Consider the following 15,029-nt stretch of genomic DNA (forward strand, 5'->3'; position numbering starts at 1 on the left):
GCATGGGGCGGCGAGGTGGCCGGGTTCGGGGGGGCGGCGCTATGATGGGTCCACTGTAGCGCGAATGGGTCGCGCACATCGCGGTATCCCATGTTCGGTCGTCGTCGCCCTGTGCACATCGGGCTGTCCGCCCGCATCCACCACCCCGAGGCCGGGGCGGCCGGTCTGCGCACCAAGACCCTGCAGGTGCTGGAGCAGTCCGTGGCGCAATGGGCGGCCTCGCGCGACACGTTGGTGCTGATGATCCCCTCGGTGCTGCAAGACGGCGCGTTGCAGCGCAGCAGCATCCGGGTGCGCGACTACGCCGATTTCCTGGATGGCCTGATCCTGCAAGGCGGTGCCGACGTCAGTCCGCGCGCCTATGGCGAAGAGCCGCTCAAGCCCGAGTGGGCCGGCGACCCGGTGCGCGACGCCTACGAGCTGGAGCTGGTGCACGAATTCCTCGAGGCGGGCAAGCCCATCCTGGGCATCTGCCGCGGCATGCAGTTGATCAACGTGGCCTTTGGCGGCAGTCTGCTGCAGGACATACCGACCCTCGTGCCCGGTGCCATCGCCCACGAAACCCCGCACTACGACCGCCACCGCCACCCGGTGACGCTGGCCCCCGGCGGGCGACTGGAGCAATGGAACGGCCGGCTGCCCGGCCGCCAGGTCGCCTCCATCCACCACCAGGCCGTCAAGCGGCTGGGGCGTGACCTGGTGGTGGAGGCCACGGCGCCGGATGGGGTCATCGAGGCCCTGCGCTACCAGGGACGGGGCTTTGTCTTTGGGGTGCAGTGGCACCCGGAATTCCATGTCCCGGGGGATGACGAGCAACTCGATCCCACCCCCATGTTGGACGCCTTTCTGGAGGCGGCGCGGCGCTGAACCGCGCGCCCCGCATCGCAGCATGCACCACGACGCGCATACCCACGACCACGACGATCCCCGCGGCCACCACGATCACGGGCACCCGCACGGCCACGGGCATGCCCACGCCCACGCGCCGGCCCACTACGGGCGGGCCTTCGCGCTCGGGGTCGGGCTCAACCTCGCATTCGTCGGTATCGAGGCCTTTTATGGCTGGGCGGTCGGATCGCTGGCGCTGCTGGCCGACGCCGGGCACAACCTCAGCGACGTGGGGGGGTTGCTACTCGCCTGGGCGGCCTACGCCGCCGCGCGCCTGCGGCCGGACGACCGGCACACCTACGGCTGGCGGCGCGGATCGATTTTGGCCGGTTTCGTCAATGCCGTCGTGCTCCTGGCGGCGATGGCCTGGCTGGTGTGGGAGGCCGGTGCCCGGCTGGTCGCGCCAGGGCTGGCCCCGCCGCCGGGCGTCGTCATGGGTGTGGCGGCGGCGGGGGTCGTCGTCAACGGGGTGACTGCTTGGCTGTTCGTCGCCGGCAGCCGCCACGACCTCAATCTGCGCGGCGCCTTTTTGCACATGGCGGCCGATGCGCTGATTTCACTCGGCGTGGTGGTGGCGGGCGCCCTCACTTGGTGGCGCGGCTGGGGGTGGATCGACCCCGCGGTCAGCCTCGTCATCGTCGGCGTGATCGTCGCCGGCACCGCCCCGCTGGCGTGGCAAACGCTGCATCTGCTGTTCGACGGCGTGCCGGCCGGGGTGGACCTGCGTGCCGTGCGGCGCGCCTTGCTCGCGCTGCCGGGTGTCACCTCGGTGCACGACCTACATGTCTGGGCCGTGGGCACCGGCGGCGCCCCCGATGTGGCCTTGACGGCCCATCTGGTGGTGGGGGCCGATGTCCCCCATCCGGACGCCGTGCTGGCCCAGGCCGTCGTCGCGCTGCGCGCCCTGGGCATCGGGCACACTACTCTGCAGGTAGAGTCGGTCGCCTGTGGGGCAGGTTGCGGGTACGCGGTGGATTCGGCCGCGGCGGTGCGTCTCTAGCGCGTCCCCAACCTTCGTTGCGCAGCCGCTCGCTGGGCCCGGTTCTGTTCCAGTCGCACGTCGTACGGTTTGGGCACCGCACCAGTGTTGAGCGGGCACATCAAGCCAGATCGGCCGGCCGCGACTCGACGTCAACGCTCGATGACACGTGCGCGGGCTTGCCGTGGTCCGTGATGCTGGCGAAGGCCCACGCACTCGCACACATGTCGTGCAAGGTGTGCACGGCCTGCCAGCCCAGCACCTGCTGTGCCTTGGTCGGGTCCGCCCAGCAAGCGGCCACGTCGCCCGGGCGGCGCGGGGCGATGCGGTAGGGCACGGGGCGGCCGCTCGCTTGCTCGAAGGCGCGCACCATCTGCAGCACGCTGGTGCCTTGGCCAGTGCCCAGGTTGAAGGTGTCGCAGGGTTGGTCGGTGCGGGCCAAATGGTCCAACGCGGCCCGATGACCTTCGGCCAGGTCCATGACGTGCAGATAGTCGCGCACCCCGGTGCCGTCCGGCGTGGGGTAGTCGTCGCCCCAGATGTTGAGGTGCGGCAGTTGCCCGACCGCCACACGGGCGATGTAGGGCATGAGGTTGTTGGGGGTGCCGTGGGGGTCTTCGCCAATCAGGGCACTCTCGTGCGCGCCGACCGGGTTGAAGTAGCGCAGGATGGCGATGCGCCAGGCGGGGTCGCTGGCGGCCAGGTCGCGCAGCATCTCTTCGACGTGCAGCTTGGTGCGGCCGTAGGGGTTGGTGGCGCCGGTGGGGTGGGTTTCGTCCAGCGGCAGGCGCTGGGGTTGGCCGTAGACGGTGGCGCTGCTGGAAAACACCAAGCGTTTGACGCCTTGCTCGGCCATGGCGCGCAGCAGGCTGACGGTGCCGGCGACGTTGTTGTTGTAGTACGCCAGCGGTTGGGCGACCGATTCGCCCACGGCCTTGAGGCCGGCAAAGTGGATGACGGCGCCGATGGCGTAGTGGCTCAGAATGTGGCGCACGCGTGCGGTGTCCAGCACGTCGCCCACTTCCACCGCCGGGCGCAGGCCGATGATGCGGCCGATGCGGTCGGCCACATCGGCGCGGCTGTTGGAGAGGTTGTCCAGCAGCACGATCCGGTGGCCGGCCTGGGCCAGCACCACGGCGGTGTGGCTGCCGATGTAGCCCAGGCCGCCGGTGAGCAGGATGTTCATGGTGAGAATCAAATCGTCGTTGGGAATCTGAGGCGAGCCGACGTGAGCCGCCGGCCGTGGAACCCCTGGATATTCCCAGCAGGCTACCACATGGGGCGGCGGCTATTGACGGGTTTTCGACCACGCCGATAACCACCCATGTCTCGTGCGCGGTGTTTGTATCCACCGCCCTAAAATCCCCACCTTCGCCCTTTGACGCCTGCCCGCGCATCCCCCTGCCGTGAACCCCACCGACGCGCCCTTTGCCGCCGCCCGCCGCATTCCGCCCATGCTGTTGTCGGGGCTGGAGCCCTTGGTCATCGGGGAGGGGGGTCTGTTCGTCAACATCGGCGAGCGCACCAACGTCACCGGCTCCAAGGCGTTTGCGCGCATGATCCTGGAGGGGCGCTTCGAGGACGCGCTGGCCGTGGCGCGCCAGCAGGTGGAAAACGGCGCGCAGATCATCGACGTCAACATGGACGAGGCCATGCTGGACAGCAAGGCCGCGATGGTGCGTTTTCTCAACCTGATCGCCAGCGAGCCCGACATCGCGCGTGTGCCCATCATGATCGACTCCTCCAAATGGGAGGTGATCGAGGCGGGCCTGAAGTGCATCCAGGGCAAGGGCATCGTCAACTCCATCAGCCTCAAGGAAGGGGAGGCGGAGTTCAAGCGCCAGGCCCGGCTGATCCGCCGCTACGGTGCGGCCACGGTGGTGATGGCCTTCGACGAGCAGGGTCAGGCCGACACCTTTGCCCGCAAGATCGAGATCTGCGCGCGGGCCTACCGCATCCTGGTCGATGAGGTGGACTTCCCGCCCGAGGACATCATCTTCGACCCCAACATCTTTGCCATTGCGACCGGCATCGAGGAGCACGACAACTACGCGGTGGACTTCATCGAGGCGACGCGCTGGATCAAGCAGCATCTGCCCGGGGCCAAGGTCTCGGGCGGGGTGAGCAATGTGTCGTTCAGCTTCCGCGGCAACGAGCCAGTGCGCGAGGCCATCCACACCGTGTTTCTGTACCACGCCATCCGCGCGGGCATGGACATGGGCATCGTCAACGCGGGCATGATCGGCGTGTACGACGACCTGGATCCCGAGCTGCGCGAGCGGGTGGAGGATGTGGTGTTGAATCGCCGGCCGGTCTATCGCGAGGGCGAGGACCCGCACCAGACCCCGACCGAGCGGCTGTTGGCGATTGCGGAGCGGGTCAAGGGCGCGGCCAAGGACGACAGCGCCCGGCTGGCGTGGCGCGCGCTGCCGGTGGAGGAGCGCCTGTCGCATGCGCTGGTGCACGGCATCACCGACTTCATCGTCGAGGACACCGAGGCGATGTGGCAGCAAATCCGTGCCCGGGGCGGGCGGCCGCTGCATGTGATCGAAGGCCCGCTGATGGCGGGTATGAATGTGGTGGGCGACCTGTTTGGTGCGGGCAAGATGTTCCTGCCCCAGGTGGTCAAGAGCGCGCGGGTGATGAAGCAGGCCGTGGCGCACCTGGTACCCTACATCGAGGAAGAGAAGCGCCAGCTCCAGGCCGCCGGTGGCGATGTGCAGAGCAAGGGCCGCATCGTGATCGCCACCGTCAAGGGCGACGTGCATGACATCGGCAAGAACATCGTCACCGTCGTTCTGCAGTGCAACAACTTCGATGTGGTCAACATGGGGGTGATGGTGCCGTGCCACGACATCCTGGCCAAGGCCAAGGAAGTCAACGCCGACATCGTGGGCCTGTCGGGCCTGATCACGCCCAGCCTGGAGGAGATGCAGTTCGTCGCCGCCGAGATGGAGAAGGACCCGTGGTTCCGCGAACGCGGGGTGCCGCTGATGATCGGCGGGGCGACGACCAGCCGGGTGCACACCGCCGTCAAGATCGCGCCCAATTACAGCGGACCGGTGGTGTACGTGCCCGACGCGTCGCGCAGTGTGGGGGTGGCGCAGGCCCTGCTGGGCGAGCAGCGCGACGCCTACGTGGCCGAGGTGCGCGCCGACTACGAGCGGGTGCGCGCCCAGCATGCGGCCAAAAAGCCCGTGGTTCTGTGGCCGCTGGCCAAGGCGCGCGCCAACCGCACGCCGGTGGCGTGGGACCAGTGGCGCCCGGTGCGCCCGGGTTTCTTGGGCCGGCGGGTGTTCCGGCTGTACGACCTGGGCGAGATCGCGCGTTACATCGATTGGGGTCCGTTCTTTCAGACCTGGGACCTGGCCGGACCGTATCCGGCGATACTGGACGACGAGGTGGTGGGCGAGCAGGCGCGCAAGGTGTTTGCCGACGCGCAGGCGATGCTCAAGCGCGTCGTGGAAGGCCGCTGGCTGACCGCGAATGCCGTGGTCGGCTTTTGGCCGGCGAGCGGCGAGGGCGATGACATCGTGCTCTACGCCGACGAGGCGCGCACCGAACCCGTGCTCACCTGGTATGGCCTGCGCCAGCAGACGGAAAAGCAGGTGGTCGATGGGGTGCAGCGCCCCAGCCGCTGTTTGGCCGACTTCGTTGCGCCGCTGGCCAGCGGGGTGGCGGACTATGTCGGGGCGTTTGCCGTGACAGCGGGCATCGGCGCCGAGGCGCACGAGGCCCGCTTTGCCGCCGAGCACGACGACTACTCCGCCATCATGCTCAAGGCGCTGGCCGACCGCCTGGCCGAGGCGCTGGCCGAGCGCCTGCACGAACGGGTGCGCACCGAACTGTGGGGCTATGCCCCGCACGAGCGCCTGAGCAACGAGGAACTGATCGCCGAGAAGTACCAGGGCATCCGCCCCGCGCCGGGCTATCCGGCCTGCCCCGACCACACGGTCAAGCGCGACCTGTTTGCGCTGTTGCGCTGCGACGAAATCGGCATGGGCCTGACCGACAGCCTGGCCATGACGCCGGCGGCCAGCGTCAGCGGCTTTTATCTGGCGCACCCGGACAGCACCTATTTCAACGTCGGCAAGATTGGCCGCGATCAGCTGGAGGACATGGCCCAGCGCCGCGGCTGGCCGGTGGACGAGCTGGCGCGCTGGCTGGCGCCCAATTTGTAAACGCGCTGCTCAGGCCGCCAGCGGGCGGGGCGGGTCCGTGGCATCGCCCGCCGGGCAGGCGCGGCTGCGCACGTGGGCGTCGATCAGGGTGGGGATGGTGTCGGGGGCCTGCAACGCGGGTTGACCGAGCAACTGCAGGCGGATCAGACCCGCCAAAAAGCATTGGGTCTCCAGTGCTGCCAACTGGGGCGGCAAATCCGGGCGCAGGCGGCCTTCGCGCCGCGCGGCGGTGTAGGTGCGCTCCAGCTTGGCGAACAACTCCTCGTTGTGCCGAATCCAGTCGTCCAGGTCGCGCGCGCGCTCGCCCACGAACTCGCATTTGAACTCGAGCACCTGCATGATCATGTGCAGATGGGGGTCGGCGTCGATGGAGCCGACTACCTGCAGCAAAAAGTTGCGCACGCGGCTGAGGGCGTCGGCACGGGTGTCCTGCAGCAGCGTGTAGTCCAGCCGGTCGATGAAGGGGATGGCCACCTCGTCGCACATGGCCTGCAGCAACTCGCCCTTGTTGGCGAAGTGCCAGTAAATGGCCCCCCGCGTGACGCCGGCCGCCTGCGCAATGTGCTCCAGCGAGGTTTGGCCGACGCCCCGCTCGTGAAACACCTGCCGCGCGGCGGCCAGGATCTGGGCGCGGGTCTGTTCGGCTTCCTCTTTGGTGCGGCGGGCCATGGGGATGAACGAGGCTTAAAACATACGTACAAGAATGTATGTATGATACCGCCCTCCCCGTTCGGGTTGCGGTCATCCTGGCCCGGGGTTTACCCGGTTCCGGGCGGGGTTTCATGGCTTTTCAACGGTGGCTTCATGGCCTTTGCGCATCGTGTTTTCGTGCCCATCGCGGCTGCGCTGGTGGGTGTGTTGGCGTTGTCCGCTTGCGGGGAGCGGGGGGCGTCCCCCGCGGCTCAGGCGGCACCGTCCGCGCAACCCGGGGCCATGTCGGCCATGCCCGTGACCGTGCGGGTGGTGCGGCGCGAGCCCGTGCCGGTGACGGTGGAGGCCGTCGGACAGGCCGAGGGCTCGCAGGAGGTGGAAGTGCGCGCCCGGGTATCCGGGCTGATCGAGCGCAAGCTGTACCAGGAAGGCGAGCGCGTGCGCGCCGGGGCGCCGCTGTTTCAGATCGAGCGCGCGCCGTTCGAAATTGCGCTGCAGCAGGCGCGGGCCAATGGGGCCCAGCGGCAGGCGCAGCTGGAGCAGGCCCGGCGCGAGGCGCAGCGGCTGGCCCCGCTGGCCGAGCAGCGCGCCATTGCTCCGCGCGAGTACGACGACGCGGTCTCGGCCCTGCGCTTGGCCGAGGCCGCCGTGGCCGCGGCCCAGGCCACCGTGCGCGAGGCCGAGCTGAACCTGTCTTACACGACGGTGACCGCGCCGATCACGGGGGTCACGGGGCGGGCGCAGAAATCCACCGGCGCGCTGGTCAGTGCCGGGACCGACAGCCTGCTGACCACGGTGGCTCAGACCGACCCCATCTGGGTGCGGTTTGCCCTGTCCGAAGGGGAGCTGGCGCGGCTGCGCCAGGCCCGGCGTGCCGACGTGCGCTTGCTGGGTCCGGATGGCCAGCCCATGCTCACCGGGGGGCGGTTGAATTTCGCGGCCTCCACCGTCGATCCCCGTCTGGGTACGGTGCAGTTGCGCGCCGAGTTTGCCAACCCCGAGCTGGCGGTACTGCCGGGGCAGTTCGTGCGTGCGCAGGTCGTGGCGGGGCAGGTGGATGCGTTCAAGGTGCCGCAGTCGGCGGTCATGCAAACCGAGCAGGGGCGCATGGTGTGGGTGGTGCGCGATGGCAAGGCGGCCCCTGCGCCGGTGGAGACCGGGCCGTGGCTGGACCGGGACTGGGTCATCTACCGCGGCCTGGCCGATAGGGACCAGGTGATCGTGGACAACCTGATGAAGCTGCGCCCGGGGGCGCCGGTCGCGCCCCAGCCGGCCGTCGCCGCTCCCACGGCGGCACCGGCGACCGAGGCGCCCAAGGCCGCGGCGGCCAACTGAACGGGAGGCGCGCATGTCGTCCAAGTTCTTCATCGAGCGGCCGATCTTCGCGGCCGTGCTGTCCATCGTCATCGTCCTGGCCGGGCTGGTGGCCCTGCGCATCCTGCCGATCGCGCAGTACCCGGAGATCGCCCCGCCCACGGTGACCATCACGGCCACCTATCCGGGCGCCTCGGCCGAGACGCTCGCGCGCACGGTGGCCGCGCCGATCGAGGAGCAGCTCTCGGGCGTCGAGAACCTGCTCTACTTCAACTCGACCTCTTCGTCGAACGGCACGGTCACGATCACCGCCACCTTCGAGGTCGGCACCGACATCGACAAGGCGACCTTCAACGTCAACAACCGCGTGCAGCTGGCCACGCCCCGGCTGCCCGACGAGGTGCGTCGCAACGGCGTCGTGGTGGCCAAGCGTTCCGAGAATTTCCTGCTCGTGATCGCTCTGAATTCGCCCAAGCGCACCTACGACGAGCTGTTCCTGTCGAACTACGCGACGCAGAACATCCTCGACGAGCTCAAACGCATCCAGGGCACGGCCGACGTGCTCGTGTTCGGCGCCCGCGACTACTCGATGCGCATCTGGCTGCAGCCCGATCGCATGGCGCAGCTGGGCGTGACCACGGCCGACATCGCCGCCGCCGTCAACGCGCAGAACGCGCAATATGCGGCGGGCAAGATCGGCGCCGAGCCGGCTCCCGAGGGGCAGGAACTCGTCTACACGGTGACCGCCCGCGGGCGCCTCGTGCAGCCCGAGGAGTTCGGCGAGATCGTCGTGCGCGCGGCCGGCCCGAACGGCGTGCTGCGCCTGAAGGACGTGGCCCGCATCGAGCTGGGGGCGCAGAGTTACGACCAGTCCAGCACGGTCAACGGCATGCCGGCGATCGCGATCGGTGTGTTCCTGCAATCAGGTGCCAACGCGCTCGACGTGGGTGACGCCGTCAAGGCGCGCATGGCCGAGCTCAAGCGCGAGCGCTTTCCCGAGGACGTGGACTACCTCATCCCCTACGACACCACGCGCTTCGTCTCGGCCTCGATCCACGAGGTGGTCAAGACGGTGCTGGAGGCGGCGGCGATCGTGCTGATCGTGGTGTTCGTCTTCCTGCAGACCTGGCGCGCCACGCTGATTCCGATGCTCGCCGTGCCGGTGTCGCTGATCGGCACCTTCGCCGGCTTGTGGCTATTCGGCTTTTCCATCAACACGCTGACGCTGTTCGCGATGGTGCTGGCCATCGGTATCGTCGTGGACGACGCGATCGTCGTGCTGGAAAACGTCGAGCGCCTGATGCGAGAGGAGAAGATGAGCCCGATGGCCGCCGCCATCGAGGCGATGCGCGAGGTCTCGGGTGCGGTGGTCGGCATCGTGCTGGTGCTGTGCGCGGTCTTCATCCCGGTGGCCTTCATGGGGGGCATCGCGGGGCAGTTGTACCGGCAGTTCGCGGTGACGGTGGCCATCGCCGTGGTGCTGTCGGGCGTGGTGGCGCTGACGCTCACGCCGGCGCTGTGTGCCGTGCTGCTCAAGCCGCACGATGACGGCCACACGCGGCTCGAGCGGCTGTTCGCGCCCTTCAACCGGGGCTTTGACTGGGTCACGCGGCGCTTTCTCGGCGCGGTCGATCTGGCGCTCAGGCGCCGCATCCTGGCGCTCGGGTCCTTTGCGCTGATGCTCGGCGGCGCGGTCTGGCTGTTCTCGCGGGTGCCGGGCAGCTTCGTGCCCGAGGAGGACCAGGGCTACATCATCGCCGCCGTGGTGCTGCCCGACGGCGCCACGCTGGCGCGCACCGAGCGCTCCACCGAGCAGTTGCGGCTGATGAACGCGCAGAACCCGGCCATCGACAGCTTCTTCATCATCAACGGCTTCGACCTGATCGGCGGGGGTGCCAAGAGCAATGCGGCGACCATCTTCATCCCGATGAAAAGCTGGGAGGAGCGCGAGCAGACCACGCAGCAGCTCGCGCAACAGGTCAGCGGCATGGGCTTCGCGCTGAAGGACGGGCTGGCCTTCGCTTTCAACCCGCCCGGCATCCAGGGGCTGGGGCAGGCCGGCGGCTTCGAGGTCTACGTGCAAGGGCGCGGCGAGAGCGACCCACGGCGGCTCGCGCAGGTGACGCAAGACTTCATGGTCGCGCTCAACCAGCATCCCGTCCTGGCGGGCACGCAGACCTTCTTCCGCCCCACCGTGCCGCAGCTGCGCGTGGAGGTGGACCGCGAGAAGGCGCTCGCGCTGGGCGTGCCGGTCAACGAGGTGTTCGCCGCGCTGCAGGCCCAGATGGGTTCGCTCTACGTCAACGACTTCAACCGGTCCGGGCGCATCTATCGGGTGACGATGCAGGCCGACGCGCCGTACCGCGCCAAGCCGGAGGACTTGGGGCGCCTCTACGTGCGTTCGCAGACGACCGGGCAGATGATCCCGCTCAAGGCGCTGATCCAGGTGGACACGGTGATCGGCGCCGAGCAGCTCGAGCGCTACAACGGCTACATCGCCGCCAAGGTGATGGGCAACGCCAAGCCGGGCTACAGCTCCGGCGAGGCGATCTCCGCGGTCGAGGAGGTGGCGCGCCAGGCGCTGCCCCCGGGCTACAGCTACGAGTGGACGGGACAGGCCTTCCAGGAAAAGCGCACCGGCAGCGCGTCGGTGTTCGCCTTCGGCTTCGCGTTGGTGATGGTGTACCTCATTCTCTCGGCGCTGTACGAGCGCTGGGGGGTGCCCTTCGCCGTCGTGCTGGCCGTGCCGTTCGCCGTCACCGGTGCTCTGCTGGCCGTGTGGCTGCGCGGCATGCAGAACGACATCTACTTCCAGATCGGTCTCGTGGTGCTGATCGGCCTGGCGGCGAAGAACGCGATCCTGATCGCCGAGTTCGCGATGCAGGGCATGGAACAAGGCAAGAAGGCCGCGGAAGCGGCGCTGGAGGCGGCGCGCCTGCGCTTCCGCCCCATCGTGATGACGTCGCTGGCCTTCGTGCTGGGTGTCGTGCCGCTGGTGTTCGCCACTGGCGCCGGCGCCGCGGCACGCCAGTCCATGGGAACCGGCGTGTTCGGTGGGATGCTGGTCGCGACGTTCATCGCGCCGGTCTTCGTGCCGCTCTTCTTTACCCTGCTGGCGCGCAAGCCGCGGCCGCAGCACACCCACACCCCGGCCGAGACCGAGGAGTTGCCGGTATGACGACGTTTTGCTCGGGTGATGGGGCCTTGCGCCGACCGGCGGACGGCACCGCCATGGGGGGCAGGGCCCTGGGGGGTATCTGGCCGGGCGCTGGGTTGGCCGCCTGGCTGGCCGTCGGGGCCTTGGCCGGCTGCGCCGTCGGCCCCGATTATCAGCGTCCGCAAATCGCGCTGCCGGCCCAGTATCCGCAAGCGCTGGACGATGCGGCGCAAGCGCAGACCCCGGCAGCAGCGACGGTGGCGCCCGATTGGTGGACGCAGTTTGGCGACGAGCGGCTGACGCACCTGGTCGAGCGCGCGCTGGCCCACAACGCCGACGTGTTGCAGGCGGTGGCCCGGGTGGAGCGGGCCGAGGCCCTGGGGATGCAGGCCGACGCCGCCCGTTGGCCTGGGGTGGAGGCGCAAGGCAGCGCCACGCGCAGCCGCATCAGCGCCACCACCGGACAAGCAGGGGGCAGCAGCACCGTCGATCGGCAGCGGCTGGCGTTGTCCACCGGGTTCGAGCTGGATTTTTGGGGCCGTCTGCGCCGCGCGTCGGAGGCCGCCCGGGCCGAGGTGTTGGCCAGCCGCTACGCGCAGGAGGTGGTGCGGCAGACCGTCGCGGGGCTGGTGGTGCAGGGCGAGTTTGCCGTGCGCACGCTGGACGAACAGATCGCCCTGACGCGCGCGACCCTGCACACCCGGGACGAATCGCTGCGGCTGCTGCGGTTGCGTCTGGAGTATGGGCTGGGCAGCCTGCTGGAGATTGCGCAGGCCGAGGGCGCGCGCACCGAGGCGGCCGTTCAGATCAGTGAGCTGCAACGCCAGCGCGCCGAGGTCCAGGCCCAGCTGGCGCTGCTGGTTGGAGAACCCGGCCTGGTGTTGGAGACGGCCCCCGTGCGCGACCTGCCGCGGCCGCCCGTGCCACCGGCCGGGCTGCCCTCTGCCTTGCTGGAGCGGCGGCCGGACGTGCGCCAGGCCGAACAGCAGCTCGTGGCGGCGCAGGCCCAGATCGGCGTCGCTCGGGCCGCACTGTTCCCGTCGATTGCCTTGACTGGGCTGGCGGGGGGCGAAAGCGCAGCCCTGTCCGACCTGTTGCGCGGCGCATCGCGCATTTGGACGCTTGGGTTGGCGGCGGAGTGGCCGATCTTCGATGCCGGTCTGCGGCGCGCGCGGGTGGCGCAGGCCGAGGCCCGCCAGCGCGAGGCGCTGGCCGCCTACCAGGGAGCGGTACAGGCGGCGTTCAAGGACGTCGCTCAGGCGCTGGCCAATCTGCGCGCAGCGCGCGAGTCGGAGCCCGAGGTGCTGGCCGCCGCCCAGGCGGCCGATCAGGCGCTGGAGCTGGCGCGCCGGCGCTTCGATGCCGGCTATGTGGGCCATTTGGAGCTGTTGGATGCGCAGCGCAGCGCCAATAACGCCCAATTGCAGGCGTTGTCCAACCGCCGGGCGCAGCTCGCGGCGACGGTGGATGTATTCAAAGCCCTGGGTGGCGGCTGGACCCCGACGGATACTACGGCCACGGCGGCGCGCTGACGCACGAGCCCCGGTCTGGGTGCCGCTCGGGGCTCGGGGGCGCCGTTTGGCTCCCCGTTCAGTGGGACGTGCTGGCGCGGATTTCGTCGATGGTCGTGAGGCCCTGCAGCACCTTCAGGATCCCGTCCTGGCGCAAGGTGCGAAAGTGCCCCTTCGCCACGGCCGCGTGCTGCAGTGCCTCGGATGGGGCCTTGGTCTGGATCAGGCGGCGCAGGGCTGCGTCGATGGTCAGCAGCTCGTGGATGCCGGTGCGCCCCTTGTAGCCGCTGTGGTCGCATGCGGGGCAGCCCACGGGGCGGCCCAGTTGGGGCACCGCGTCCCCCCCTAGGTGGGCGCGCCATTCCGCCTGCACCGCCTCGGTCGTGGGGCGCAGATCCTCGGGGAAGGCGTGCCGATAGTCCTCGCTCAGCTCGTCCAGCTCGGCGTCCGTGGCGGGCTCCCGGCGCATGCACTGGGGGCACAGGCGCCGCACCAGCCGCTGTGCCAGAACCGCCACCAGCGAGTCGGCAAAATTGAACGGATCCATGCCCATGTCCAGCAGCCGCACCACGGTTTCTGCTGCGCTGTTGGTGTGCAGGGTGGACAGCACCAGGTGGCCGGTGAGAGACGCCTCGATGGCCATCTGTGCCGTTTCCTCATCGCGGATTTCGCCGACCATGATGACGTCCGGATCGGCCCGCAGCAGGGCCCGCAGCGCCTTGCCAAACGTCCAGTCGATGCGCGGGTTGATCTGGATCTGGCGCAGGTCGGGGTTGGCGATTTCGATCGGGTCCTCCGCCGTCCAGATCTTGCGATCCGGGGTGTTGATGTGCTGCAGCAGCGAGTGCAGCGTGGTGGTCTTGCCCGAGCCCGTCGGCCCGACGCACAGCACCATGCCGTGTGGCCGTTGCACGGCTTGCAGCAGTTGCGCGTGGTTCTCGCGGGTCAGCCCCAGCTCGGCCACGGCCAGGGGTTTGGCCGACGACAGGATGCGCAGCACCACGTCCTCGGCCCCGCCGTAGGTGGGGATGGTGGCCACGCGCAGCTCCAGCCGGTGCTGCGGCGAGAATTTGGCGAAGTCGATCTTCCCGTCCTGCGGCTTGCGGCGCTCGGAGATGTCGAGCTCGCACATGATCTTGATGCGCGCGACCAGTGCCGCCCGGTAGCTGGGGGGTAGTTCCATATAGGGACGCAGGCGCCCGTCCTTGCGCAGGCGGATGCGCACCTTGCGCCGATTGGGATGGGTCTCGATGTGGATGTCCGACGCCCCCTGCTGGTAGGCCTCGATGATGATGGTGTTGATCAGGCGCACCAGCGAGTTGTCGGACTGCTCGACCGGGGCTTGGGTATCGGCATCGTCCTCGGCGCCCAGCTCCAGCGATTCGAGCAGCTGTTCGGAGGACGTTTCGGTCCCGCTGGGGGCATCGGCCACCCGGGGAGCGCCGGTGTCCAGGCCGAAGCGGGCATAGGCCTCGCTGATGGCGCGGTTGTCGAGTGCGTTGCTCGAGAGCACGGGCACCACTTTGCACTGCAGCAAAAACTCCAGCTCGTCGATGGTGGCGCGGCGCGAGGGGTCTTCGGCCGCGATGATGAGTGTGCCGGCGCGCCACAGCAGCGGCACGATGCGCAGCTTGCGTGCGGTGGTCAGGGGCACCCGGCGCAGCGCGTCGGCGTCGATGGGAAACTGCGTCAGATCGACCACCGGGTAGCCCATCTTGCGCGCCAGCGCGATGCGCAGCTGCTCGCGCGCGAGCTGGCCGCTTTGCACCAGCAGTTCGCCCAGGGGGACGCTGCGCTCCTTTTTCTGCTTCTCCAGCGCCTCCTGCAGTTGGTCCGGGGTGATGAAGCCAAGCGCCGTCAGCGCCTCGCCGATGCGCACCAGCGGCATGCGGTGCTGCTCCTCTAGCGCCATGAGGAGCTGCTCGGGCTTGACGACCTCCTTGATCACCAGATAGTCGCCCAGCTTGCGCTGGCGCATGGCCTCCTGTTCGCGGGCGGCGATTTCCACCTGTTCCGGGGTGAGGGCCTGCTGCTCCACCAGCACGCGGCCGATGGCCTCGCCGACGTGCAGCTCGCGGTAGGCCTCGCGCGGCAGGAAGATCCGCCGCACGCGGTCGTCTTCGTCGATGGGCTCGAACAGAAAGACCCCCGTCGCCGATTCCACCTGCGGATGTGGGCGACGCGGCGATCGGACTCCAGCGCGACCAACAGGCATTTGCGGGTCTGGCCGTTGACGCCTTCCACCTCGCAGGCCTGGGGCTGGTCGGCCGCGCCGGTGCCGCCGTAGCCGATGTAGGGCGGCGTCGGCCAGCGCAGCGGAGGCAGGGGCTTGCCGTCGGCGGCGGTCG

The 15,029-nt window shown here is 69.2% G+C and carries 9 protein-coding genes; 6 read left to right on the forward strand and 3 right to left on the reverse strand.

The window, feature by feature from the left end:
• The first annotated feature begins 111 nt into the window (after positions 1–111).
• Both V7026_RS05010 and V7026_RS05015 read left to right on the forward strand, forming a co-directional pair.
• A complete protein-coding gene (locus V7026_RS05010; protein ID WP_334154184.1) occupies positions 112–867 on the forward strand; it encodes a gamma-glutamyl-gamma-aminobutyrate hydrolase family protein in 756 nt (251 codons plus the stop codon).
• A 22-nt stretch (positions 868–889) separates the two neighbouring features.
• Positions 890–1,888 carry a cation diffusion facilitator family transporter gene (locus tag V7026_RS05015; protein WP_334154186.1) on the forward strand — a complete coding sequence of 333 codons (999 nt, stop codon included), beginning with the start codon at positions 890–892 and terminating at the stop codon, positions 1,886–1,888.
• 100 nt (positions 1,889–1,988) lie between these two features.
• On the opposite strand, the gene galE is transcribed toward V7026_RS05015, so the two are convergent.
• On the reverse strand, positions 1,989–3,053 hold the full coding sequence (gene galE / locus V7026_RS05020) for a UDP-glucose 4-epimerase GalE (RefSeq protein ID WP_334154187.1): 1,065 nt from the start codon (positions 3,051–3,053) through the stop codon (positions 1,989–1,991).
• Positions 3,054–3,321: 268 nt separating this feature from the next.
• On the opposite strand from galE, the gene metH reads away from it, so the two are divergent.
• A complete protein-coding gene (metH, locus tag V7026_RS05025) occupies positions 3,322–6,048 on the forward strand; it encodes a methionine synthase (RefSeq protein WP_334154216.1) in 2,727 nt (908 codons plus the stop codon).
• Positions 6,049–6,057: 9 nt separating this feature from the next.
• Here metH and V7026_RS05030 read toward each other — a convergent pair whose 3' ends face one another.
• The gene (locus V7026_RS05030) at positions 6,058–6,717 is read right to left on the reverse strand and encodes a TetR family transcriptional regulator (RefSeq protein ID WP_334154188.1); all 660 of its coding nucleotides are present in this window, start codon (positions 6,715–6,717) and stop codon (positions 6,058–6,060) included.
• A 264-nt stretch (positions 6,718–6,981) separates the two neighbouring features.
• Between V7026_RS05030 and V7026_RS05035 the strand changes: the two genes are divergently transcribed.
• From V7026_RS05035 to V7026_RS05045, 3 genes are read left to right on the forward strand one after another with little or no spacing between them, the layout of a single operon-like run.
• Entirely contained in the window at positions 6,982–8,034 is a 1,053-nt protein-coding gene (locus tag V7026_RS05035; RefSeq protein ID WP_334154189.1) for an efflux RND transporter periplasmic adaptor subunit, read from the forward strand.
• Between the two features lie 13 nt (positions 8,035–8,047).
• On the forward strand, positions 8,048–11,191 hold the full coding sequence (locus V7026_RS05040) for an efflux RND transporter permease subunit (protein ID WP_334154190.1): 3,144 nt from the start codon (positions 8,048–8,050) through the stop codon (positions 11,189–11,191).
• Entirely contained in the window at positions 11,188–12,702 is a 1,515-nt protein-coding gene (locus V7026_RS05045) for an efflux transporter outer membrane subunit (protein ID WP_334154191.1), read from the forward strand. Before V7026_RS05040 ends, V7026_RS05045 begins: the two co-directional genes overlap by 4 nt.
• Before the next feature lie 58 nt (positions 12,703–12,760).
• Here the strand turns inward: V7026_RS05045 and V7026_RS05050 are convergent, their stop codons facing one another.
• Positions 12,761–14,845, reverse strand: a complete 2,085-nt coding sequence (locus tag V7026_RS05050) for a GspE/PulE family protein (RefSeq protein ID WP_334154192.1) — start codon at positions 14,843–14,845, stop codon at positions 12,761–12,763.
• Between the last annotated feature and the right edge of the window lie 184 nt (positions 14,846–15,029).

Origin of the sequence: Tepidimonas sp., from assembly GCF_036825565.1 — a bacterium.
GTDB lineage: Bacteria > Pseudomonadota > Gammaproteobacteria > Burkholderiales > Burkholderiaceae_C > Tepidimonas.